Origin of the sequence: Chelativorans sp. ZYF759 (assembly GCF_012911015.1) — a bacterium.
GTDB lineage: Bacteria > Pseudomonadota > Alphaproteobacteria > Rhizobiales > Rhizobiaceae > ZYF759.
Genome location: NZ_WVVV01000001.1, coordinates 809,723 through 832,475 on the forward strand (window position 1 = coordinate 809,723; position 22,753 = coordinate 832,475).

The 22,753-nt window shown below is 66.8% G+C and carries 27 protein-coding genes and 1 pseudogene; 1 reads left to right on the forward strand and 27 read right to left on the reverse strand.

Features of this window, described 5'->3' with window-relative positions; genetic code table 11:
* Nucleotides 1–11: 11 nt before the first annotated feature.
* The 17 genes from GRZ55_RS03765 to GRZ55_RS03840 all read right to left on the reverse strand — a co-directional run bounded on the left by GRZ55_RS03765 (nt 12) and on the right by GRZ55_RS03840 (nt 11,146).
* Nucleotides 12–1,775, reverse strand: coding sequence for a VirD2 family relaxase/mobilization nuclease (locus GRZ55_RS03765; RefSeq protein WP_169285507.1), 1,764 nt, complete (start codon nt 1,773–1,775; stop codon nt 12–14).
* 250 nt (nt 1,776–2,025) lie between these two features.
* Nucleotides 2,026–2,748, reverse strand: coding sequence for a lytic transglycosylase domain-containing protein (locus GRZ55_RS03770; protein WP_169285508.1), 723 nt, complete (start codon nt 2,746–2,748; stop codon nt 2,026–2,028).
* A 3-nt stretch (nt 2,749–2,751) separates the two neighbouring features.
* The gene (locus GRZ55_RS03775; RefSeq protein WP_169285509.1) at nt 2,752–3,093 is read right to left on the reverse strand and encodes a DUF736 domain-containing protein; all 342 of its coding nucleotides are present in this window, start codon (nt 3,091–3,093) and stop codon (nt 2,752–2,754) included.
* Nucleotides 3,094–3,129: 36 nt separating this feature from the next.
* Entirely contained in the window at nt 3,130–3,690 is a 561-nt protein-coding gene (locus tag GRZ55_RS03780; RefSeq protein ID WP_169285510.1) for a S26 family signal peptidase, read from the reverse strand.
* Nucleotides 3,687–4,424: a site-specific DNA-methyltransferase gene (locus GRZ55_RS03785; RefSeq protein WP_169285597.1), complete on the reverse strand. Its 738-nt coding sequence runs from the start codon at nt 4,422–4,424 to the stop codon at nt 3,687–3,689. Before GRZ55_RS03785 ends, GRZ55_RS03780 begins: the two co-directional genes overlap by 4 nt.
* 89 nt (nt 4,425–4,513) lie before the next feature.
* Nucleotides 4,514–5,017 (reverse strand): DUF2840 domain-containing protein, encoded by a 504-nt coding sequence (locus GRZ55_RS03790; RefSeq protein ID WP_169285511.1) that lies wholly within the window; start codon nt 5,015–5,017, stop codon nt 4,514–4,516.
* Complete coding sequence (locus GRZ55_RS03795) at nt 5,014–6,144, reverse strand: replication initiator protein A (RefSeq protein WP_210257191.1); 1,131 nt, start codon at nt 6,142–6,144, stop codon at nt 5,014–5,016. The genes GRZ55_RS03790 and GRZ55_RS03795 overlap by 4 nt, the downstream gene beginning before the upstream one ends.
* Entirely contained in the window at nt 6,134–6,415 is a 282-nt protein-coding gene (locus tag GRZ55_RS03800; RefSeq protein WP_169285513.1) for an AlpA family transcriptional regulator, read from the reverse strand. Before GRZ55_RS03800 ends, GRZ55_RS03795 begins: the two co-directional genes overlap by 11 nt.
* 260 nt (nt 6,416–6,675) lie before the next feature.
* Entirely contained in the window at nt 6,676–6,957 is a 282-nt protein-coding gene (locus tag GRZ55_RS03805) for a helix-turn-helix domain-containing protein (protein ID WP_169285514.1), read from the reverse strand.
* Nucleotides 6,957–7,292, reverse strand: coding sequence for a type II toxin-antitoxin system RelE/ParE family toxin (locus GRZ55_RS03810; RefSeq protein WP_169285515.1), 336 nt, complete (start codon nt 7,290–7,292; stop codon nt 6,957–6,959). Before GRZ55_RS03810 ends, GRZ55_RS03805 begins: the two co-directional genes overlap by 1 nt.
* A 51-nt stretch (nt 7,293–7,343) precedes the next feature.
* Entirely contained in the window at nt 7,344–7,895 is a 552-nt protein-coding gene (locus GRZ55_RS03815) for a DUF2285 domain-containing protein (RefSeq protein WP_368856580.1), read from the reverse strand.
* Nucleotides 7,825–8,115 (reverse strand): DUF6499 domain-containing protein, encoded by a 291-nt coding sequence (locus GRZ55_RS23350; protein ID WP_246734469.1) that lies wholly within the window; start codon nt 8,113–8,115, stop codon nt 7,825–7,827. Before GRZ55_RS23350 ends, GRZ55_RS03815 begins: the two co-directional genes overlap by 71 nt.
* Before the next feature lie 110 nt (nt 8,116–8,225).
* Nucleotides 8,226–8,489, reverse strand: a complete 264-nt coding sequence (locus GRZ55_RS03820) for a DUF2285 domain-containing protein (RefSeq protein WP_157038138.1) — start codon at nt 8,487–8,489, stop codon at nt 8,226–8,228.
* 120 nt (nt 8,490–8,609) lie between these two features.
* On the reverse strand, nt 8,610–8,861 hold the full coding sequence (locus tag GRZ55_RS03825; protein ID WP_169285516.1) for an XRE family transcriptional regulator: 252 nt from the start codon (nt 8,859–8,861) through the stop codon (nt 8,610–8,612).
* Between the two features lie 166 nt (nt 8,862–9,027).
* The gene (locus tag GRZ55_RS03830) at nt 9,028–9,201 is read right to left on the reverse strand and encodes a hypothetical protein (RefSeq protein WP_169285517.1); all 174 of its coding nucleotides are present in this window, start codon (nt 9,199–9,201) and stop codon (nt 9,028–9,030) included.
* A gap of 457 nt (nt 9,202–9,658) precedes the next feature.
* Nucleotides 9,659–10,057: a single-stranded DNA-binding protein gene (locus tag GRZ55_RS03835; protein WP_011583140.1), complete on the reverse strand. Its 399-nt coding sequence runs from the start codon at nt 10,055–10,057 to the stop codon at nt 9,659–9,661.
* A gap of 672 nt (nt 10,058–10,729) precedes the next feature.
* Nucleotides 10,730–11,146, reverse strand: a complete 417-nt coding sequence (locus GRZ55_RS03840; RefSeq protein ID WP_169285518.1) for a hypothetical protein — start codon at nt 11,144–11,146, stop codon at nt 10,730–10,732.
* 75 nt (nt 11,147–11,221) lie between these two features.
* Here GRZ55_RS03840 and GRZ55_RS03845 point away from each other — a divergent pair, with 75 nt between their 5' ends.
* Nucleotides 11,222–11,386 carry a hypothetical protein gene (locus GRZ55_RS03845; RefSeq protein ID WP_169285519.1) on the forward strand — a complete coding sequence of 55 codons (165 nt, stop codon included), beginning with the start codon at nt 11,222–11,224 and terminating at the stop codon, nt 11,384–11,386.
* 12 nt (nt 11,387–11,398) lie between these two features.
* Here the strand turns inward: GRZ55_RS03845 and GRZ55_RS03850 are convergent, their stop codons facing one another.
* The 10 genes and pseudogenes from GRZ55_RS03850 to GRZ55_RS03895 all read right to left on the reverse strand — a co-directional run.
* A complete protein-coding gene (locus GRZ55_RS03850; RefSeq protein ID WP_169285520.1) occupies nt 11,399–12,340 on the reverse strand; it encodes a DUF2493 domain-containing protein in 942 nt (313 codons plus the stop codon).
* Between the two features lie 316 nt (nt 12,341–12,656).
* A complete protein-coding gene (locus tag GRZ55_RS03855) occupies nt 12,657–13,697 on the reverse strand; it encodes a toprim domain-containing protein (RefSeq protein ID WP_169285521.1) in 1,041 nt (346 codons plus the stop codon).
* A complete protein-coding gene (locus GRZ55_RS03860) occupies nt 13,697–18,052 on the reverse strand; it encodes a strawberry notch family protein (RefSeq protein WP_169285522.1) in 4,356 nt (1,451 codons plus the stop codon). Before GRZ55_RS03860 ends, GRZ55_RS03855 begins: the two co-directional genes overlap by 1 nt.
* A gap of 158 nt (nt 18,053–18,210) precedes the next feature.
* On the reverse strand, nt 18,211–18,624 hold the full coding sequence (locus GRZ55_RS03865; protein WP_169285523.1) for an antirestriction protein: 414 nt from the start codon (nt 18,622–18,624) through the stop codon (nt 18,211–18,213).
* Complete coding sequence (locus GRZ55_RS03870) at nt 18,617–19,030, reverse strand: hypothetical protein (RefSeq protein WP_169285524.1); 414 nt, start codon at nt 19,028–19,030, stop codon at nt 18,617–18,619. The genes GRZ55_RS03865 and GRZ55_RS03870 overlap by 8 nt, the downstream gene beginning before the upstream one ends.
* Before the next feature lie 68 nt (nt 19,031–19,098).
* Entirely contained in the window at nt 19,099–19,296 is a 198-nt protein-coding gene (locus GRZ55_RS03875) for a hypothetical protein (protein ID WP_169285525.1), read from the reverse strand.
* The gene (locus GRZ55_RS03880) at nt 19,296–19,556 is read right to left on the reverse strand and encodes a DUF6117 family protein (RefSeq protein ID WP_169285526.1); all 261 of its coding nucleotides are present in this window, start codon (nt 19,554–19,556) and stop codon (nt 19,296–19,298) included. The genes GRZ55_RS03875 and GRZ55_RS03880 overlap by 1 nt, the downstream gene beginning before the upstream one ends.
* 86 nt (nt 19,557–19,642) lie before the next feature.
* Nucleotides 19,643–21,802 (reverse strand): chromosome partitioning protein ParB, encoded by a 2,160-nt coding sequence (locus GRZ55_RS03885; RefSeq protein WP_169285527.1) that lies wholly within the window; start codon nt 21,800–21,802, stop codon nt 19,643–19,645.
* 125 nt (nt 21,803–21,927) lie between these two features.
* Nucleotides 21,928–22,269 (reverse strand): hypothetical protein, encoded by a 342-nt coding sequence (locus GRZ55_RS03890; RefSeq protein ID WP_169285528.1) that lies wholly within the window; start codon nt 22,267–22,269, stop codon nt 21,928–21,930.
* Nucleotides 22,266–22,580: pseudogene (locus tag GRZ55_RS03895) on the reverse strand (zincin-like metallopeptidase domain-containing protein); the annotation flags it as partial. The gene GRZ55_RS03890 and the pseudogene GRZ55_RS03895, both read right to left, overlap by 4 nt.
* Nucleotides 22,581–22,753 lie beyond the last annotated feature (173 nt).

Here is a 22,753-nt window from a genome sequence, read left to right on the forward strand (position 1 = left end):
AGCTCCTTTCCTCAGATCCCCAGATCGCGTTTGCGACCGAGGCTCCAGTCGATGCCGCCGCCTGCCTTCGCCACGCCCGAGATATGCTGGCCGAGCTTCTTTTCGATCTCGCGGGACCAGGGCACGAGCTGGAAGCCGAGCCCGTCGTCGATCATCGCGAAGCGGCCGGAGGACAGCGCGAGCTGCCGGCGATAGACGCCCGCGACATGCTCGCCGGCTTGGGCGGACTGATGGGACAGCCCGGTCTCGGCGGTTAGCTGCTCACCCACCGCATCAAGCTCCCGGCGCCGCAGCGTGGCGAGCAGGTTGCGTTGCAGGACGATGCGATGGTTTTCGCGGCGCGCGAGGCCCTCGTCCGCGAGATGCACGGCGCGCGCGTTCATCGCCTCGCGGACCTCGCGGCCGAAGCCGCCCATCGCGAGCGGCATGGTTTCGCGCTCCACGAGCCGGTGATCGAGCCAGGTCGCGCCCGGCGCCGTGATCTGCTTTTGAAGGTCGAGGTCGGAGCGGTTGGCGAGCACCAGGGTCGGCCCTTCGTCGTTCGGAGAACCGAAGCGGCGCACCTCGACGACGCCGCCGATCTCGGGCGCATGCTCGAAGGCTCCAACGCCGCGGAAGCGGACGTGATGGGCGCGACCGTCCGTGCCGTCGATCACGGCATAGGCTTCGCCTGTCAGCTCGTTGTGCAGGCCCTTGTCGACCAAGCGGCCGATGATCGGCGGACCGGCCTTGCCGGCGTCGATCACGAAGTCGGCGACGCCGCGCTCGCGACCCTGCTCATAGAACGCGCGGTGCATGGTCTTGATGATGTCACCGCGCATCGACAGGTCGCGCAGGGTGCGTTCGGCCTCGAGCCCGACAATCCATTCGCCGGGGCCGGCCTGCGTCGCGAGGTCCATCGTTTCGAGATGCTGGAGCCGGCCGACCATCAGACGGCGGATGTCCGGATCGGTGGATCGTGGAGTATCCGGCCGCAGGTCGATATAGCCGACGTCATCGGCGGCGATGCGGATCTCGACATCGATCCGCGTCCAACGTTCTGCCGTCACCTCCCTTTCGAGTCCTGAACGGATTTCGCGCTCGGGTTTCGGCCCCAGCTCGATCCCGGCCAAGTCCTCGGCGCGTGATCGCAGTCCGTGGCTGATGTAGTCGCGAGAGATGACGAGGTCGGCGCCCGTCTGGTCGACGCCGCGCACGAGCAGATGAACGTGCGGGTTGTCGGTGTTCCAGTGGTCGACGGCAACCCAGTCGAGGTCGGTTCGGAGGTCGGCTTCCATCTGCTTGACCAGATCGCGGGTGTAAGCCTTAAGGTCGGTCAGTTCGGCCGCGTCTTCGGGCGAGATGATGAAGCGAAAGTGGTGCCGGTCATCCTCGCAGCGCTCGGCAAAGCCGCGATCATCAGCCACGTCGGACTGGGCGTCGAACATGATGCCGTTCTCGCCGTCACGGCTCACGCCGTCGCGCTTGAGATAGTTGAGGTGCGCGGAGAGCGGCGCCGCACGGTAGGCACGGCCGCTATGGCGGGCGATGCGCGCCTTGACCACGACGCGGCGATGGGAGCCGAACAAGCGCGTGCGGCTGAAGCTGTTCCTGCCGCGCCCGAAGGTCGAGCGGCCGCGATTGGACGCTCCTTTGCCGGACGCCTTGTAGCTCGATGTGTGGCCGACCTTCTGGGCGGCGCGCAGCACCTGGTTGAGGAAGCTCTTCTGACGCGGCGCGCGGGTCGAGCGGATGCGCCCCGGACGGACGTTGAAATTGCGCTCGCCGTCACTCATGCCGGCCTCCCTCGGAGCGCCGAAAACGGGCTTGGGGTCGCGCAAGTCACTGAAATTGCGATGAAATCGCATGGCCGTGGCACGCGGCCCGACCGACCGGCACGCCAAAAGCCATGCGATAGCAATGGCTTACGGCAAAATGGCGTGCCGCTTTTATCTCGCCCTCCGATTGTCGTGACCCCGAGGTCACCCGTCCCTTCCGTCCTTCCTTCCCAGCCATGCGCCAGCGCGCGCGAAGGTGCGAAGCGGGTCATGGCTGGACTCCGTCGCCTGCAAGGGGGACGAAGATGGTCTCGCTCGGCTCCGGATCGGCCGATTCCGCAGGCGAGTGAGGCGCTGTCGGAACGGCGTCGAAGCCCGTAACGAACAACGGTGCTTCACGCCAATCGGCCGGAACGCGAGGACGCGAAATCACGCCCTCGGGCAGCGGTTCGCGGCCGAGAATAGGGGCGAGCGCGGTGACGTATGCGCGCGTCTCGGCCGGCAGGGGGCGGCCCGTGGAGAGGTATTCGTCGTAGCGGCCGGGCCCGGCATTGTACGCGGCCAGCATCGCACCGACATTGCCGTAAAGGTCCCACATCTCGCGGAGATATGCGGCGCCGGCCATGATGTTGTCACGCACCGCGAACGGGTCGTCGCCAAACCGATAGCGCACGCGCAGCTCGGCCCAGGTGTCCGGCATGACCTGCATCAATCCCCGCGCGCCAGCCGAGGAAACGGCGCGCTGATCGCCAGCGCTTTCCGCGTCGAGCACTGCCGCGATCCACAGCGCGGGCATGCCGAAACGCTGTGCGGCCTCGGCGATATATGCCGCGTAGGGACCGCCGATTTCGGGGCGCTCGACCGGCACGGTCTGCGCCATGGTGACCGGCGGCGGAGCGATGGCGAGCACAAGGCCGGTAAGAAGGAGGGAGGCGATGTGGCGACGACCGCCGCACCGCCTGCCTGCCTGCCCGATGCAGAGAACCGGCATAGCTCAGTCCTGCTTGGGTTGCTTTTTCGGGGGGAACCAGCGGACCGACCAGGTCTGGCCTTGCTCGTCGGTCTGGAACATATGCCCCCGGATAGGCGACCCGAACATCGGGTCTTCGAGCAGAATGTTGTATCCAGTTCCGGCCTGCTCGCCGGTGCGCTTCCATGCTGCGCCGAAGGGGCCGTGCTTATTGGCAAGCCAGATGCGGTACTCCGGGTAGTCTGTGTCGCTGTCCGGGTTCGGGTTCTCGACGGGCAGCATGAGGAGTTCCCGCTCGAGCGTCAGGGTCTTGAGGCTGCCCGAAAAACCCTCCTCGTTGCGGACAAATTTTAGAATGATCGCCATGAGAATGCTCCTTTGCGATGGCGGTTGCGGAAGGGATCAGGGTTGGAGAGCCGGATCGGCCGCCCGCCATCGGAAGCGGCCGTCGCCGGTCTCGTCGGTCCAGACAGGGATGACGCGGGCGGTGATCGAGCTGGTGGGAAGCGGACCGAAATACCGGCCATCGAAGCTGTCGGAGGCGTCCCAGTTCATCAGGAACACCTCGCCTTCGCCGAGCTGCCGGCAGCCTTGCCAGGACGGCAGAGGGCGGCCCAGCGCATCTTGATCGCGGGCCTCGCCATAGGCGTGGTCATAGGCGATGATCGTCGTTCCATGCCGGCAGACAACGGTGCCCGAGACTGCGAGGACACGTTTGATGAGCGGAACGTTGCGTGCGAGATAGCCGCGCTCCGCGAGGAACTCGGCGAGCGGATCTGGCGGCACCACAGCGACGAGATCGGCGACGTCGACCTGACCGACTGGCTCGATGCCGTAGAGCCCGATCGGCACACTCGCCGAGGTGTTCCAGATGAAGCGCGGCCCGTGGCCGGTCCACGTTGGCGCGGCCACCAACGCGGTGCCCGCGAGCATGACGACAAGCGTGAGGCGGCGCGGGGTCATCGCTCGATCTCCACTCGCAGAGTGGATTTCGGGCCGCCGCCGCAGAGCGGCAGGACTGAGGCGATGCGCGTGCGCGCCCTTTCCGCCATCGCGCCGTCGATTTCGCAGCCGAGATAGTTTCGTCCGGTCAGCCGACAGGCTTCACCGGCGGAACCCGAACCGGCGAACCAGTCTCCCACCAGGCCGCCCGGCGGGCAGCTCGTGCGGATCAGGATTTCCAGAAGCGCGGAAGGTTTTTCGGTCGGATGAATGGCGCGTCCGTGCGTGTTGCGCACGTAGATGACGGAACGCATGATGCGCGGCCCGCCGTCGTGGCTGACATAGTGGCCGGCGTCGATATGGCCGGTGTGCGGCGGGCGCTGCTTGCGTCGCACGGTGCGCGCCGTTGCATCCGGCGTCGTCTGGACGTCGTTGTAGATGTCGCGCCAGGCCGTCTCTGCCGGGTAGAACTGGACGACGATCTCGTGGACGCGTTTGAAGCGATCTGAGTGGAAGCTGGTGCCGTTCTGCTTCTCCCAGACGATTTCCTGAGCGAGACGGAACCCGGCGTCGGCGAACAGATCGGCGGTCGCCATGAAGGAGCGCAGCGATCCGAACACCCAAAGCGAGCCGCTGTGCCTGAGCGCCGCGCGCGCGAGCGGCAACCAGCCCGAGACACGCCGGTCCCAGCCCAAGGAAGTGTCGCCGTAGGGCGGATCGGCGAGGATCATGTCGAACGGGCCGTGTGCCGGCATAAGGTCGCGACAATCCCCGGTCAGGAGCGACGCAGCATGATCCTGCCGCTGCGTCGACAGGAGATCGGAACGATCCGGGCGGCGCGGGATCATGGTGCGATCTCCCGCCGAAGAAGCCAGAGCTGGTGTCGTTCGAGCGTATAGGCCCGCGGTTCCTGGCCGACCGTCAGGCGGTTGTGGACATGCCGCCAGTGATCGGGTGCGGCATCGGCCGGATCGAGGCCGAGGGCCTCGACGGCGTCGATCGCGAGCAACACCTTTTCGACCTTGGGCCAGCCCTTGATCGACAGCAGCAATTCGCCGCCGCGCCGCACGAAGGGGAGCGTCTGATAGGCTTCGCCGGGACGCACCGCTCGGGCAATGTCGATGCGCGAGACGACCGTTCCGAACTCGTTGGATGCCCAGCGGACGAATGCGATGACGCTATCCGGCGCGAAGCTGGCTATGCGGCGAAAGCGGTCGATACGCTGCTCTGTGGCGGGATGGCCGAAGCGAAGCCAGTGTTCGACGCGGCCTTCGCGCCAGGTCAGCTCGACATGGGTTAGGTGCGGGGCGGCCTTATAGGCGGCGCGAACATCGGCGGGAGGGATCATCGCTCCCCTCCCGGTGTGGTCCCAAGGGGCGCGTCCGTCTCATCGTGATCGTCGCGGTGGACGCCGCAGGCGCTGCGGATGCAGGGGTTTTCCCCGTCTTTCCCGCCCAGAAGAAAGTTAGAATCTCTGTTAGACTCTCTGTTAAGGCCCGGAATCGCACTTTCGGGCCAGAGACTTAGCTGGGGTTTGTGCGCCTGATCTCCCGATAGGGTTGCGCCTGATCTCCCGATAGTGCGTGCGCCTGATCTCCCGATGGTTTCCACAGCACCGTCCACAGGGCGGTGGCGATCTCCAAAGGGGAGGATGCGCAGCATCTCACGGCGACCGTCGCGTTCGATGCGCAGGCGATATCCCGGCAGCGGCTGACGCGCAGCTATGCGGCGAATGTCGAGGGCAAAATCAGAGACGCGGGCGAGACTGCCGGACTTCTCGTGAAGGTGTGGAAGGTCGAACAGCCAGCCATGCGCCTGATGGCCCGCATGCTTGCGCGCGACGCGGTAAAGCCAGCGTTCAATGCCGCCCCTGAGCCGAAAATAGGCGGGGTCGATCGCCAGCACCAGCGAGCGGTCGACGACGCCGCGATAGAACCAGTCGGGCAGGACGAACTCCATGCCTTCGACGCGGCCCGAATGCGTCGTCAGCTCCTCCCATTCGTTCACCCACGAGAATTGGTGGCGTCGCCAGTGTTCGCCCTGGCGGATGGTCGTGCGCACCGCCGTCGATTGCAGACGGGTCAGCGCCGCCTTCAGCAGGCGATAGTCACTGGCGCCGGTCTCGCGACCGATTGCGGTGAGCAGGTGATAGGGCGTGAAGCGCAGGAACCGCGATGTCGTAAGGCCGTCGTTTTGCGCCTCGACAATCTGGCTGGCGGCCCAGATGAGCACGTCCGCGTCCCAGATCGTCGCCATGCCGTGTTCCGCCACGGCGTAAACCTCGACACGCACGCCGCCCGCCTCGTAAAGGATCGGGCGCGTGCGCCGCGATTTTGCGAGCGAAAAGAAGGGTCGCTCCATAAGGTCGCGCTGGTCGCGCGGCGCGGCGGCGCCGGACGCGACCACGAATGGGTCGAGCGTGGCGCGCTCGGATGGGGTAAGGCGACGACGCGGCACGGTCGCCTCAGCGCGCATAGCGGCCGGAATGAGCCGGCGGGTGTGGATCGTGGCGCTTGGCCGGCAGCACGGTCCCGCGCGGGTCCGAAGTTGAGGTGACAGCGCCGCGATCGGCCCACGCTTCGAGGTCGTCAACGGCGTAGACGACGCGGCCGCCGAGTTTGCGGTAGGCGGGGCCCGTGCCGTAGGTGCGATGTTTTTCGAGGGTGCGGGGCGACAGGCCGAGAAACTCGGCCGCTTCCTTGGTGCGCAGAAAGCGCGGCGGCAATGCCGCAATTTTGGTGGACATGATCGGGCCTCCGTGGGTTCGTCAGGAGCCGCTGCCGACTGGCGGCGGATGGAGGCCACGGTGGCGAAGGAAGGGCGCGAGGGGGGAGGACGCAGTTAGGGGGTGCCTAGTTCGAACACCCATGTCGCCATCGAGGAAATGGCGGTGCGGCCAGAGGCCGTCCGCGTCCATGGCATGACATCACGCGAGCCGCGTGCAGCGACTGCGAGGAAGATGGTGGGGGAATATCTGGTAGATCGGATGCGGCGAACGCGGTGGGTTCAGGCGACTTCGCGGATGCGCAACTCGACATGCAGACCGGCGGAGGCCGCCATGTTGACGAGCGTGTCCAGCGCGAACAGGTCGATCTTGCCGCGCACGAGATCGGACACGCGCGGCTGTGTGACGCCGAATACCTTGGCCGCGTCGGACTGGCTCATGCCGGCGCGGTCGATATGGTCCTTCAGGGCCATCATCAGCGCCGAGCGGAGCTTCATATTCTCGGCCGCGGCGGGCGTGTCTTCGATGGCGTCCCACACGCTCTGGAAGCGGTTCTTGCTCATCAGCCCAGCTCCTTCATCAAGTCCCGATACCGGCGCACGGCGAGTTCGAGATCGGTCTTTGCGGTGCGCTGCGTCTTCTTCTGGAAGCAATGCAGCACATAGACCGCATCGGCAAACTTCGCGATGTAGATGACGCGGAACGCGCCAGCCGCATCGCGTATTCTGATCTCCTGAACGCCCTGCCCGATGGTGTGCATCGGCTTCCAGTCGTCGGGCTGGCGCCCGTTCTGGACCTGATCCAGTTGGTGACCAGCCTCTCGTCGCGCCGAGGTGGGGAATGCTCGCAGATCGTCGAGGGCGCTGCCCCGGAACTCGACAGGCTTTGGCTCCGGCATCTCGTTCTCTATACAAAATTTTGTATGGATGGGCAAGACACTGCACCACGGTCAGGCCGGACGGCGTCGCTGGCGCAGGAGCCGCCGATAGCCTCCCGAGATCATGGCCCGTCCGTCGCGCACGAGCCGGTTGACGCGGCCCCGCCAGGGCGAGGTTTTCCACGGATGCTCGGCTATGCGGGAGGGACCGAACAGCACCTCGGCGATCTCCCGCAAGCTGGCCTGTTCCGCGCGACCGTCGACCGCCTGAAGCATGAGGCGTAGCTTTCGGCGCTGCTGCACCGTCAGGCGCCGATCAGCCGGAAGGGGCCGACCGATGAGTGCGCGCCAGAACCGCTCGATCTCCCCAAGACGATCGAGTGCGTCGGCGTCAAGCAGCACGAGGGCGGCCAATGGCGCGCCAGGTGACGTCCCGCCAAGGACGAGGAGCTGAATGTCAGCTCCGGGCCCACGATAGCGCAGATGCAGCCCATCGGATGCAGCAATCGCGCGGCCGAGATCGAGCGCAGCGGGGGCCTCGCCGACAGGAAATTCAGGAGGCACCGCCACGAGCGGCAGCACGCCGCTGTGGCTCTCGGCCGACCAGAGGACGAGCTGATCCACCCAGGTATAGGAGGGCCTCGCCGGGAAATCGCAACCCCCAGCGGCGCTGGATCACCTCCTCAAGATCGTTCATGTCCGGCGCCTCGCGCAGGAGCGCTTCGTAGTCGTGTTGATAGTGTGCGTTGCGACGCAACCATTCCCAAGCGAACCCGGCGGCCGGCACACGGTCGAGGTAATCGTAGGCGGCCTCGTCTCGCCATTGGGATGTATCGGGAACCATGACTGTCCTCCCCGAAATCCATACATCCGAAGGTTGATTGATTCCGAGGGACCGCGTGTCTGGGAAGCCAACGGCGGCGCAACAGGTGTTGAGTGCCGAACAACGCCCGTTCAGTGGTGACTTTGCCGAACCATCTCGCGATAGAAGTGTTCGCTCGTCCAGCGGGCGCGAGCGAGGTGCGCGTCGTGGATGCGCAAGGCACGCTCAGGCTCGGCGGAAGGGTCGATTCCGAAGAGAATCGCGACGGCTTCCTCCCAATTCGAGCCATCGGCTTCGGCGTGCAGAAGACGCATGTAGAGCTTGAAATGTGCCCGGTCATAGTCGGTGAGCTTGTCGCTCACGGGCGGTTCGTCGAGGAAGGTGGGGCGGTTCACGGCGAGCATCCGTCTCAACACGATTTCGTCAAGGCCGCCGCGCAGGCAATCATTATTCCAGCTTGCCCGAGATGGGGAGCAAAAATCTTCGATGTCGGTGAACGCTCGTGCGCGGAGCCGTCAGGACATGACCGTAGCGTTCGGCCGTTGAACCAGCATGACACCGCGTCCGCCTTCGGTCGCGATGAATACGATCCCGGCCTTTTCGAGCGCGCGCTGGACCTGAACGCGCGTCGACTCGTGAACTTTCAACTCGCGCCGGTCTTCGAGGCGTTTGAGGGCTGTCAGCGATACGAGGGCCTCTTCTGCTAGCGTGTCTTGAGTCCAGTCAAGCAACGCCCGCGCGGCCCGAACCTGTCGGGCAGTGATCATGCCACGGATCACCGCCACAACTCGGGGCGCAGGCGCCAGAAATACGGCTATTATAGCCGCTTTTTGCGGCGGTCATCAAGCATTCCCAAGGGCATCACGCGCTAAAAGGTGCGGCGCCGAGTTGCGCGGCCGCCGGTGATTCGAGGACCGGCGGCCGGCTGACGGGTCACACCGCATGCGGGTCGAACGTGTGGATCACTGCGCCGTCGTCGCCGTCATACTCGGATTCGGGCATGACACCGAAACTGCCATCCCCGGCCTGAAAGACAACAATGCTGGCCATGAGGGTGATTGCGAGGCTCCAGGCGTTTTCGTAGGCGTGTCTGCGGGAGAAAGGCATCGTATCTGCTCCTGTCTTGATGCGGGGAGCGTCCCCGCGACAGGCGCCCGGATTTCCGGGTTGCGGCCGCGTTCACCTCGAAGGGCGAAGCCGCACGAGGCGGCACGCGAACAGCGTAGCCGACCCTTTACGGGTTGAACGTCAGGACCGTGTTCTGGAAGACGGAAAGCGCAAGAAAGCGGAGGCGATCGTCCGCGATCAGGATGCAAAGGCCGCGATGCCGCAGTCACAGCCGCCCGCCGTGCAGGCTCCGTGTTGGTGGGGAAAGCCGAATGGAGGCAAGGGCCGTGACGGGAAAGTGGAGGACGAGAAAGGCCGGCGTTCGGGCTGCAATGTCCAAGGAATGCAAGAAGGCACAGTGGGGGCGAAGGGACACCGCCAGGAGCAGCGGCTTGCCGGCCGGTGAACATGACTAAAGCCCCGGCGGCTTGCGCCGCCGGGTGCTTGGTCGCGCTGCTCAGAAGGGGATCTCGTCGTCGGGATCGTTGGCGCCACCGGCGTCGTTTACCCGCTTCGGCCAAGCCTGAAACTCGATCTTCTCGGCGATGACCTCGGTGGTGTAGCGCGTGACGCCTTCCTTATCCGTCCACTTCTGCGTCTTGTTGCGGCCGATCACCAGCACCTTCATGCCCTTCACGCACTTCTCGGCGGACTTGGCCTGGCCGTTGAAGGCGACGACCCGATGCCATTCGGTGTCCTGCTCGGCGCGGCCGTTCTCGTCGCGGACGATGGAGCCGTCTGCGTAGCGCGGGCGGGAAGTGGCGAGAGAGAAGTTGGCGACGCGGTTGCCGTTTCCGGTGTTGCGGACTTCGGGGTCGGCACCGAGGTTGCCGTTGAGGATAACGATGTTGGTCATTTGATGTCTCCGTTTGCTCTTGCCGGAGGGACCGTCCCTCCGACGTGAACCCGGCCAAGGCCGGCGGAAGTCGTTTGCAACCGCCGACTCGTCGGCGGCTCGCCCTCACGCCCCGAGTGGTGCGGGCAGGCGCTTTAGCGCCAACACGGTCGGATAGGCGTGAGGGTTGCGGGCGGCGGCCGAACGGACTTAGGGCTTCATTGAGGAGGAGGGATATGTCCTTCCGCAGAACTCAAACGGGGCGAAATGCCGGAACATCGTTCTCGACGGCAATGAGAAGGTGTCAAAACCGACACCGACCCGGGAACCAGAATCCAAGCAGACTGATAGTTTCACTTGCTTCCTGCTTCGGAGACGGAACCGTCCCGGCTCGTGATGCCAAGCAGAGAACACCGTCTTTTGCGCTCGTCGCGGTTCGACGTCCGGCACGACCGACATCGTGCGAAGGGTTTGAAGCTGAATGCAGCGGTGGAACGGACGACGCCGAGATGTGGACGGATTAGGCGTCGAGCTGCAACCCGCCAAGGTGCTGCCGATTCCGAGTTGCGGTTGACTGAAGGGGCGAGAGGGAGGTGATTTCCAAAGACCTAGCGCCGACCCTAACCGGGCCGTCCGACCGATGCGCTCCGAGGTTCTCCGTCCTGGGCTTCGGAAAACCGGCCGGCATGGCGCTCAGCGCGACAGAGCGGCCTCACCGAGCGCGTTGAGGTTCACGATCGCCGCAACGCCGACAACGACCCCGGCGGTGATGCCAACCGAGTTTAGCAGCATGGCGGAATCGGTGGCGTTCTTTAGGATGCCATAGATCAGCGCGTAGCCGGCGATAAAGGCAGGCGTGGCGAAAACCGCGAGCGCGAAAAGCCGCACGGCCGGGTTCTTGGCAATGCCGACGACCGCGATCACCAGGGCAACGGACGCGAGCGCCGCACCGAGTGCTGCGAGCCCCGACATGAGGAAGCCCGCTTCAGTCGCATAGACCCATTGGAATGCCGTTAGCCCGACCATGAACGGCAAGGCGTAGATGGCAAAGTAATACGCGATGACGCACACCACGACTGCGGCGGTGATCGCAAGCAGGATGAGTGACATGGGGCCTCCTTGCTAAGGGGCTAGAATCGCCCGAAATACTATCGCGGGCAAGGTGTTTATTGGCGGCTCACGGCAATGAACGGCGAGATGGCGAGCCTCGTAATCGCCGGCACCGGGATGCTCTCCGAGTCGAAAGGGCGCCGCTGGCTGACCGAGGCTGATATCAGCGCGGCGGTGATCGCCGCGCTTGAGGACGGCTGCTTGCGGTTTGTCGGCGAACTGGCGCCGTTCAGTGGCTGAGAAAGGCAGCGCTCACGCGCCGCCTCGATCGCGGAAATCATAGACGTTGATGCCGAGCTTCCTCGCCTTGTCGGCAAGGTTGCCCTGGATTCCGCCGCCGGGAAACACGATGACGCCGATCGGAAGCGTTTCGAGCACGGCATCGTTGCGCTTGAAGGGCGCCTGCTTCGCCGGATACTTGGCGAAGTCGGGCGGGAACGGAACGGTCGGCACCTTGCGGTTCGCGGCCCATCTGTCGGCGATCAGGTCGGTGCCGGTCCTGGCGCCGCCATGCAGGAGGACCATCTGCGGATACTTGGCGTGAACCTTGTCGAGCACGCTCCAGATGAGATCGTGGTCGTTGAAGGTGCTGGCGCCGGAGACCGCGATCCTCGGCCCGGCCGGGACCAGCACCTCGGCGTCCGCCCTGCGGCGTGCGGCGAGGAAGTCGCGGCTGTCGACCAGCGCCGAGGTCAGGTTGCGATGGTTGACCATCGAGCCGGAACGCGGCCGCCAGCCCGATCCGGTGTGGCGCTCGTAGTGCTCGGCGGCCTGGTCGCGCATCAGCTCGAAGGCGTCGCGCCGCTCGATCATGGTCTGCCCCTCGGCCGTGAGGCGCTCCAGCTCGACGGCCTTGATCTCGGTGCCGTCCTGCTCCCGCTGAAGGCGGCGCTGCGCCTGCTCGTTGTCGTCCAGCGCCCGCTCGATCCGCTGGACGGTGCGGTGGAAGAGATTGACGGTCGACCAGAGCAGATCGTCGAGATCGGGTTCGAGGCGGGTGTCGCCAAGCGTGGCGATCAAGGCGTCGAAGATGTCTGCGACGGCTCCGGCCACCATGTTGCCCTCGGGCAGCGGCCTCGGATCGGGCTCGTCCTCGAAGGGACGCCAGCCATAGAGCTGAAGTTCGGTGAGCAGGCGGTCGGTGGGGGATGAGGCGTGCTGCGGCTCGAAACCGTCGTCCTGTTCGCTTCTCATCTGCGTGGTCTCCTTCGTCGGTCCGACCGCGACCCTCGCGGCCTTCATGGCGTCGGAAGCCCACGGGCGGTCCGGACTGGCAGTCCTCGCTCGCGAGGGCCTTGATGGCCAAGGCCGGCGATTTTGGTTCGCGATGCAAAGGCGGGCTTGCCCGCCGGCGGAAAATCGTCGGCCGCCGCCATTGCCTGTCCGGGCCGTTTGTGGGCTCGATCGCCCTCTGGGAAGGCCGGGTTGCGGTCCCCGCCGACGATCGGTGGAGGCCGCGCAGAAGCGAACCGGGGACGGCGGTGCCGCCGCCCCATCCATCACCGATCTGCTACGCCGCTGCCGCCATGAAGCGGCCGGCATCCTCATGGACGAGCTGGGGCCGGATCAGCGCCCGCAGGGCTTCGGAACCGTGAAGGCGCAGATCCTCGTTGAAGTCCTCGAGACGCGGCGACAGCACCACCGCCTCGATCCCGGCGCTCGTCGCACGCTCGACCAGCCGATCCCGCGCGCGATCGCCGGCCGGATCGCGGTCGCGCAGGACATAGAGGCGCCGCAGCGTCGCCGGGAACAGGATGGCCGCGAGATGGGCGGCCGAGGTCGCGGCGATCATCGGCATGCCGGGCAGCACCATGCGGGGCGACAGCACCGTCTCGATGCCTTCGCCGGCCGCAAGCACATCGTCCGCCATGCCGAAGCGGATGCCGTGTCCGAGCAGGTCGCCCATCGCCCGCCTCGGCGTGTCGACGTCGGCCTTGCCCGAACCGTCCGCTTTGAGCCAGGTGCGGTGTGCCCCGGTCAGCCGGCCGTCGAGGTCGGTGACGGCGGCGATCAACGCCGGCAAGGACTTTCTGGGGCTGCGCTCGTCGGGGCGGTAATAGCAGCGCGGATGGAACCACAGGCTGGTGATGCCGGACAGGTCCGTGATGCCGCGCCCGCGCAGATAGGTCTGCGCGAGCGTGCCACGGATCGGTCGCGACATGCCGACTAGACGCCGTGCCGCTTCGGGGGAGCCTGCCGCGCGGCGGCCCGGCTCGCCGGCGAGCGTGCCGGTGCCGGGCTCCGGATGGGGCTCGTTGAGGAAGCGCCGGGCTTCGTCGGCAATGTCCTTGAAGTCGATGAGCCCAAGGCTTTCGCGGACAATATCGAGCATGTCGCCATGCTCGCCGGTGGCGGCATCGGTCCAGTGGCCGGCTGGTCCCTTGGCCGAGCTGCGCAGCCGGACATACATGGATCGGCCGGGCAGATTGCGTGCGTCCCCGACCAGCCAGTAATTGCCCTCGCGCCTTCCATTGGACAGATAGTGGCGGCAGGCCGCCTCGGCATGGAGACCGAGACGGCGGGCAAGTTCCGAAGCGTCGAGACGGGGCATCACGCAGCCTCCCGTTCGCTGATGCGCTCGACCGACCATCGGTCGAGCAGCCTCGCCAGCACCGCGACCCCGCTCGCGTCCGTGGGAACGAACATGCGCAGTTTCCACGAGATGATCTCGTGGAACAAGCCATAGGCGGACAAGCGTTCGCGCATCGTGTCGGTGAAGCCGGACAGCTCGATGCGGTAGGCGCCCATGACGCGGACGCGGCGAAGCTGGAGCCCATCGTCGAGGTCGATGATGGTCCTTCCCTCCATGAGCGCCGCGAATGCGTCCTCGGCCGACAGCGAGACCGATCCGGTGATCACGGCGTTCGCCGCCCATGCGGGCGAGACCCTGCGGCCGATGATCCGCTCGCCGTCATCGGTCTGAAGCCGGTAGACGCGCGAGGACTCGTTGGGCAGGCGTCGCCAGATCGGCAGCAGCAGGCCGGTGACGATGTGGATCGTGGAGTCCGAGAACTCCGGCACCTCGGCCACCTCGGCATTCCAGACCGACGCGAAGGCGTCGTGGTCCGCCTCGACCCAATGGCTTCCAACCATCGCCCCGAAGGGTATGGTGTGCGCCTCCATCGGCCGGATCAGGCGGACGCGATACTGGACATCGCCATCGTCGGTCATGACGGCCGGGGCATGGACCTGCACCGCGGCGCGACCGGAGCGCTCGTTGACCAGCAGCTTCGCGCGCGGGTCAAGGAGATGGTCGAGCGCGGCATCGAGCGTGACCGGCCGGTTGCGATTGCGCTCGGAGATGGCGAGCAGCCGGGTCTCGGCGCCGGTGCCGGGATGGGTGTAGATGGTCTCCCGGCCGGTAACGACGAAGCTCTCCGCGCTCAGCGTCTCCAGGCCGGCATCGTAGCTGCCCGACGCTATGGCGCCTTCGATCCGGGCATTCAGCAATTCCTCGAAGGCGGTGAAGATGATGCCCTGCATGTCGATGGTGAGCGCGAGGAGGCGATTGAGGAAGGTCGAGATGCCCGGCAGCTCGTCCCTGATCCCGGTCGAGTCCATCAGCTTCAGTCCGGTCGATGCCTCGAAGCGCTCCAGCGAGCAGCCTTCGACCTTGCCGCGCACGATCAGCATGTAGAGCTGGCGCAGCGCATCGCGGGCATAGTGCGATTCCAGATTGTCCTCCGGACGGAACAGGCCCTGGCCGCCCGTCTGCCGCTGGCCGCGCGTGATCGCGCCCAGCGTGTCGAGCCGGCGCGCGATGGTCGAGAGAAACCGCTTCTCGGCCTTGACGTTGGTGGCGATCGGCCGGAACAGCGGCGGCTGCGCCTGATTGGTCCGGTGCGTGCGGCCGAGACCCTGGATGGCGGCGTCGGCCTTCCAGCCGGGTTCGAGCAGGTAGTGGACGCGCAGGCGCGTGTTCTTCGCCGACAGCTCGGCGTGATACGACCTGCCGGTCCCGCCCGCGTCGCTGAACACCAGCACGCGCTTCTGGTCGTCCATGAAGGCGGCGCTCTCGGCGAGGTTGGCCGAGCCGGCGCGTGTCTCGACGACGAGCCGGTCGGTGCCGCCGGCGCCAGTCCTGCGGACGATGCGCCGCGAGCGGCCGGTGACTTCGGCTACCATGTCGGTGCCGAAACGCTGGACGATCTGGTCGAGCGCGCCGGGGACCGGGGGAAGGCTGGCGAGCTTCTCGATCAGGGCATCGCGGCGCGCGACGGCCTCGCGGCTTTCGACCGGCTGGCCGTCGCGCGTGACCGGCCGCGACGACAGCCTCCCCTCCGAGTCGGTGAACGGCTCGTAGAGCTGCACCGGGAAGGAGTGGCGAAGGTAGTCGAGGACATATTCCCTCGGCGTGATGTCGACGCGGACGTCGTTCCATTCCTCCGTGGGTAGCTCGGCCAGCCTGCGCTCCATCAGCGCCTCGCCGGTCGAGACGATCTGCACGACGGCGGCATGGCCCGCCTCCAGATCCCGCTCGATCGAGCGGATCAGGGTGGGCGTCTTCATGCTGGTGAGCAGATGGCCGAAGAAGCGCTGCTTGGCGCTCTCGAAGGCGGAGCGCGCGGCCGACTTCGCCTGCTTGTTCAGCGTGCCGGAACCGCCTTCGCCGCCGCCGGTGATGTTGGCGGCCTGCATGGCGGCGTCGAGGTTGTTGTGGATGATGGCGAACGCGCCGGCATAGGCGTCGTAGATGCGGGTCTGCTCGGGCGTCAGATCGTGCTCGACCAGCTCGTATTCCACGCCGTCGAAGGAGAGCGAGCGCGCGGTGTAGAGGCCGAGCGCGCGCAGATCGCGGGCGAGCACCTCCATCGCGGCGACACCGCCGGCCTCGATCGCCTCGACGAACTCGGCGCGCGTCGAGAACGGGAAGTCCTCGCCGCCCCACAAGCCCAACCTCTGCGCATAGGCCAAGTTGTGGACCGTGGTGGCGCCGGTGGCCGAGACGTAGACGACGCGGGCATCGGGAAGCGCATGCTGGAGGCGAAGCCCGGCGCGGCCCTGCTGCGACGGGGCGGCATCGCCACGCTCGCCCTTGCCGCCGACCGCGTTCTGAAGCGCATGGCATTCGTCGAAGATGACGACGCCATCCCAGTCGGCGCCGAGCCAGTCCACGATCTGCTGGACGCGCGACGCCTTCTCGCCGCGCTCATCGGTCCTCAAGGTGGCGTAGGTCGTGAAGAGGATGCCTTCGGGCAGCGTGATCGGCTTGCCCTGCGGGAAGCGCGACTGCGGCGTAATCAGCAGGCGCTCCATGCCGAGCGCAGACCAATCGCGCTGCGCGTCTTCCAGCAGCTTGTCCGACTTCGAGATCCACAGCGCCTTGCGGCGGCCTCTCATCCAGTTGTCGAGGATGATGCTCGCGGATTCGCGACCCTTGCCGACGCCGGTGCCGTCGCCGATCATGAAGCCGCGCCGGAAGCGGACCGCGCCGGTCGCGTCGTCCGGGGCGGCCTTCACGACGTCGAAGGTCTCATCGACCGTCCACGATCCGGCGAGATAGTCGGAGTGCGCCTCGCCGGCATAGATCAGGGTTTCGAGCTGGGCGTCCGAGAGAAGATCGTGGATATTGCCCGGCAGGCGCGGCCGATAGCTCGGCTTCGGCGGCGCGACGGACGCCATCGCCGCCGACTGCACCAGCTTCGTCGGATGAGGCTGCGCGCCGGGGATGCGGATCGACTGGAGCGCGTATTCCTCATAGATGGAATCCGTGATGCCGGCGCTCCCGGCATCCTGGCGGTCGATGGTCTCGTAGCTGAGGTCGACGCCCTCCGGCTCCGCCAGGGGCTTCCTCGGCGCGACCTTCGCGGCGCGGGCGAGATAGCCGCGCACGGTGCGGGGCGCAGGCGTGGCGGCGACCGGAACCGCGACGGCTGGATCGACCGGCAGGCGGGCCGGCACATGCTCGGCAACCCAGCCCATCAGCGACTCCGCGTCGGGCGCGATGCCGGGCGACGCCGGAAAGACGGCGGGATCGTCGGCCGGCTGCTTGTCGATGACGGTCAGCCGCGTCGGGAACGTCGTGCCATGCTTGGCATAGACGGCACCGTCGACGGCGGCCGTGAACACGACGCGGCCGCGCTCCTGCAGACGGGCATAGGCGGAAGCCCATTCGGGAGCGTCGGGTGCGAAGTTGGCGCCGGTGATCGTGACGAGGCGGCCGCCGGGAGCGAGCCGCGCCAGCGCCGAGGCGACATGGCGGAATGCCGCGTCCGCCATCCGTGTTTCGACATGCGCCATGACGGAGAATGGCGGGTTCATCAGCACCACGGTCGGCGTCACGGCCAGGTCGAGGTGGTCGTCGATCTGGGCCGCGTCGAAGCGCGTGACGGACAGGGCCGGAAAGAGAGAGGAAAGGAGCGAGGCGCGGGTCTCGGCCAGCTCGTTGAGGACGAGCGTGCCCCCGGCGATCTCGGCCAGGATGGCGAGCAGGCCGGTGCCGGCCGAGGGCTCCAGCACGCGGTCGGCCGGAGTGATCGCGGCCGCGGTGGCCGCGACCAGGCCGAGCGGGATCGGGGTCGAGAACTGCTGGAAGGACTGCGCCTCTTCTGAGCGGCGCGTGTGGGTCGGCATCAGCGCCGCGATGCGTCCCAGCAGCGGCAGGCTCGCCGCCGGGGAGCCACCCTTGCGGAGCAGCGCCTTGCCGAACCGGCGCAGGAACAGAACCGTGGCCGCCTCGCAGGCTTCGTAGGCGGTCTTCCAGTTCCAGGCGCCCGACGCGTCGGAGCCGCCGAAGGCGGTTTCCATCGCGCGGCGCAGGACCGGAGCGTCGATGCGCTGGCCGCGTTCCAGATGAGGGAGAAGGAGCTGCGCGGCCGCGAGGATGGCGGCGGCGGTGTCGGGCTCGGAGGCGAGCGGGATCGGCGCGTCCGCGTTCGCGGCTACGGTAGCGGGCATCATGTTCATCGGGGAGCCTTAAGGAGAGCGGGAACGGGACGAGCCGCGCAGCGCTCTCTCTCGACCGCACCGGCTCGAACCCGTCCCGGCCTTCCTCTCCCTCTCAGGCCGCAGGCATGGCCGACATGGAGAAAGGCGCCCCGCCGAAAGGCAGGACGCCGTAATTTTCAGTCGAGGACCTGGGAAATCTCCGATGCCTCCGGATGTCGGAGCGAATAGACCCGAAGCCGATAGTAGCGCTGCGCCAGCAGCTCCGATTCGTACCGGATGGAAAGATGCGAGAGCGCGAGAAGCGTCGCCAGGATTCCGGCAGCATCCGCCGAGACATCGCCGCGAAATCCGGTGATCTCGCCTTCGATCCGAAGACGCGGCCTCGACGTCGGGGCGAGGAAGAGCGGCTTGCCACGGTATTCGTAGAAGTCCCAGAATCCCCCGCCATAGTCGTGCGGGCTGAGCCGGTCCATGAAGCTGTAGACCGTGTTCTCCGCGATGATGAGGAGCGGCATGCCGAACAGAGCCGGCAGGAAGCCCTCGCGGCGATCGTCGGGAACCAGGGACGCGGTGCGGACGATCTCAGGCATCGCGCTCGCTCCCCTCGGGATCGCGGGCGGCGGCCATGATGGCTTCGGCCTTGGAGATCGCCGACACCGCACGTCGCCGCCAGAGCGCGAGTTCGGGCGCTGCCGGATCGGCGGCGGCGAACATCTTGAGAAGGCCGAGCAGCACCTCGAAATGCCGGGCCTTCCGGCGCATGGTGTCGCCATATTGCGAGGGAACCGGCAGGCTGCGCGCCGAGTGTGGAGCGCCGGTTCCTTCCCAGATGCCGCTGACGAAGGTTTCGCCGGGGGTGTCGTGGGAAATCTTGCGGATCGACCAATCCTCATCTTCCACCGCCAGCCGGCACGCGTCGGCGGCGGTATCGGCCTCGTAGCTGCGAAGACGGTAGACCGGCACGTCATGCGCGGTCTCGATGGTGAAGGTGGGCATGGATGCCTCCTGAACGAGAAAGCCCGGCGCGAGGCCGGGCGGGATTGGGAGAAAGTTCGGGAGCCGCGTCAGTGGCGGGTTCGCATGAAGGCGCGCTGGATCTCCGCATGGCGTCGGAGCATCGCGCAGTAGAACATCCTGCGGAGCAGCCGCCGGTACGGATCGGCGCACACTTCGGGCGGCAGATATTTTGCTGCCGCCCGGACCACGGACCGCTCGGTATCGAGCGGGCTGACGCCGAGATCGGGATAGTGCGACTGCAACATCACCGGCCCCCGTCATCGCGCGGCAGGAAGCCCGACGGATCGTCCGGGTCCGGCGGAAGGTAGGCGTCATATGGATTGCCATCGGCCAGATGGCCGAACGGCGTGAAGACATAATCGCCGCTGTCGCGGCCGACCGCGCAGATGACGTAGCGCAGGTCGCCGGTCGCGGCGTCCTGGCACTCCATCAGCGCGAGGTTGCCGTCGCCTGCGGCTCTCAGCAGCGTGTTGAAGTTGGTGCGGGCATGGTCGGGAATCGCCATCGTGATCTCCTGAAAACGAGAACGGCCCGGCGCATGGCCGGGCCGGGAGTGAAGGAAGGAACGGAGCGGCCGAAGCCGCTCCGCGACTATTCGGCGGCGACCAGGTGCTCGGGATCGCCGTCGCCGGTGCCGGCCGCCGCTTCGTCCTCGTCATCAGCGAGGAAGGCGGGCAGCGCCTCGCTGTCGCCCTCCGTGCCGGCGTCAAGCTCCGGCTCGGCGTCGAGCGGGCGCAGCGGCTCGGGCAGCCAGCCGGTGTCGGCCAGGAGCCGCTCGGCTTCCTCCGCCATGTCGCCCTTCTTCAGATGGGCGATCAGGTCGGCCGCGCGATCGCCTGCGCCTTCGCGAACGGCTTCGAGGATGCGGGTCTTCGGAACGCGGCCGAGATAGTTGTCGACCGTGGGCCGGAAGCCCGCCTCGATCATGTCGAGGCCCGTGGTGCGGGCGAGCCGATCCGCCTCCGCCATGCGAAGGTCGAGACCGTGCTGCGAGATACCGCTTGCGCTGATCGGGTTCGGCCGCTCGTAAAGCGCGTTGACGCCGAAGCTGACGCAATGGGCGAGCAGCGCCAGGCGGCTGGCCTCGTCGAGCGCAGCGAGCCAGTCCCAGAGCGCGTCGTCGTCGGACGGAAGGTCGAACTTCCAGCCGTCGTGCCGGTCCTTGATGGACTTCGCATAGGGGCTGTCCTTGAGGTCCGGTCCCTGTTCGCGGAAATAGACCTCGCGGACGGAGGCCCCGACCGCAGCTCCGGTGGTGGAGCGCCCGAACGTGTCGCGCACCAGCTTATGCAGCAGCGCCGTGAGCGCGACCTGCGGGTTGGAGCCCAGCGCGTCGCGCAGGGCGAGCGTGCGATGCGCGGTCAGCTCGGCCACCAGCCGTTCCGACAGCGGGCGGATGACGTCTTCCTCGTCCTCCTCCGGTTCGGACGGCTCGCCGCCGATGGTGATGACGGTTCGCATGACGCGCGGCCCCTCGGAGCCGTCGCCATCCGTGTCGGCACCTTCGGCCTCCGGCGCATCGCCGTCGACCGTGGCGGCCGGCTCGTCCTCGGGCCGCACATAGCCGCGATCGACGACGAGGTCGCCATCGGAGTCGACCGAGATGAAGACGCCGGCGATGGCGATCTCGGCCGGATCGTATACAGCCGGGCGGCACTCGAAGGCGTCCAGCGCCATCTCGATCTCCGTGAGCCGCTGATGGGTCTCGTCGGGCAGCTCGTCGCAGCCGTCATGCTCGGCCATCAGCGCGTCGTACTCGTCGCGCAGCGTGTCGCGCTGCTTGCGCTCCTTGCGCGTGAGTTCGGGCAAGGTGCCGGCGAGCGGGCGAAGGCCCCGTTCATGGCCGAGGGGAAGGTCGAGACTGACCGTGATCCACTTCCAGCCCTCGGCGGCCACCTCGTCGGCGACGGTCCTGAGCTTGTCGGCCACCAGCCTGTCGAGGAGCGGCACGTCGTCGAGCCAGCCGCCATCCTCCTCGTCGAACAGGTAGCGGGGAAGCACCGGGCCGCCCGCCGCGACATAGGCGTCGATTCCGACAAACAGGGCGCGCTTGTCGGAGGCCGGAACGCTGGTCTCGGTCAGCATCTTGCGGACGTGCCAAGGCTCGCGGTAGTGCGACTGCCTTACCGCATCCCAGACCTGCTCCTGGCGGGCGTGATCGGGATTGGCGGTGAAGGTTTCCAGCAGCGCCAGCGTCATGCCGTTTTCGGCATAGACCTCCAGCAGCTTCGGCGAGACCTCGGCAAGCGCAAGACGCTGCTCGACATAGCGCTCGGTGGTGAAGTACGCGGTGGCGACCTCCGCATAGGACATGCCGCCGTCTACCATGCGCTTGAAGGCGCGGAACTGATCGAGCGGATGCAGGGCGAGCCGGAAGGTGTTTTCGGCCAGCGAGTCGTCCACGGCCGACGTCCTGGGATCGGCCTTCTTGACGATGCAGGGGATCAGACCGTCCTCGGGGAAACGCCCCGCCTTGACGAGCCGGGCGATCGACCTGTAGCGGCGGCCGCCCGCCGGCGTCTCGAAATCGCCGGTCTCGTTGCCGTCCGCATCGAGGATGGCGCGGACATTGAGGCCCTGCACGAGATCCTCGCGGCGCTCGATGTCGAAGGTGAGTTCGTCCAGGCCGGCTTCGACGTCGACCTCGCGGACATTGCTGTCCGAGAGCCTGATCCGGTTGAACGGTATATCGCGCGCCTGCGAGAAGACGATCATCGGGGCGGCGGACTTCTTCCTGGCAGCTCTTGCCATCGTGGTATCTCCACGACGGGCGCGGAGAGCCTCTCTCTCCACTTCCAACCCGTCACGGAAACCCCGGCCCCTCTCTTCCTCTCGGCTGCGCCGGCACAAGCCAGCGCAGCCATCGGCCCGGACGGTCACAACGCGAACTGACGGGGCCGCTCGTCGTTGAAGCGGTACTTGCAGCGTAGCGCCTCGATCGCGCCGTTCTGCCGCTCGGCCTTGCGCCGAAGCCGTTCAAGCTCGGCCTGCGCGGCTTCGGTCATGCGGTCGAGAATGCGCCGGTATTCGGCTTCGTCCGCGCCGGTCCAGCGGCTCATCCGGCGATGATACCAGCGCGACTTCGGACGCCGCCTGATGGTCTCGGCCTCCGCGCCGTCGCAAAGCCGGCGCTCGACAAGGGCGAGGTTGTGCCGGGTCTGCGCCAGGCTCTCCTCCATGCGGGTGAGCGCCGTGCGCAATTGCGCGTAGGTCATCATGCGGCCTTCCTGTCGATCGAGGAGACGGCATCAGCGTCGGGCTGCTCGTCGGCCGGGAGGAAGGAGAGCAGCCAGTCGGCCGCCTTGCTGGCCTGCGACGCGGCGCGGACGATTGCGCGGTTGTCCTCGCGCAGCACGTCGAGCCAGGAGGCTATGTAGTCGGCGTGTCGCACGGTGGGTTCGATGCCGAGGGATGCGCAGCAGAACGCCGCATTCATCTCTGCGACCAGCTCCTCGAACGCATATTTCTTGGTGCCGAAGGAGCCCGACAAGTCGCGGCCGAGCCGCGAGGCGTGGCCGGTGGCATGCCCCTTATGCCGATATCGGCATAAGTCGCATTATGCCGTAAGCTGGATTATGCCGCATGGCCGAGTTCGGCGGCCGTTGCGTCTGCTGTCGGCCATGCGGCAGTTCGGCATAATCAGAGCGTTTCGAGGAAAGCGAGCAGCTCATCGCTTGGGCGATAACGCCCGGTATGCGTTTC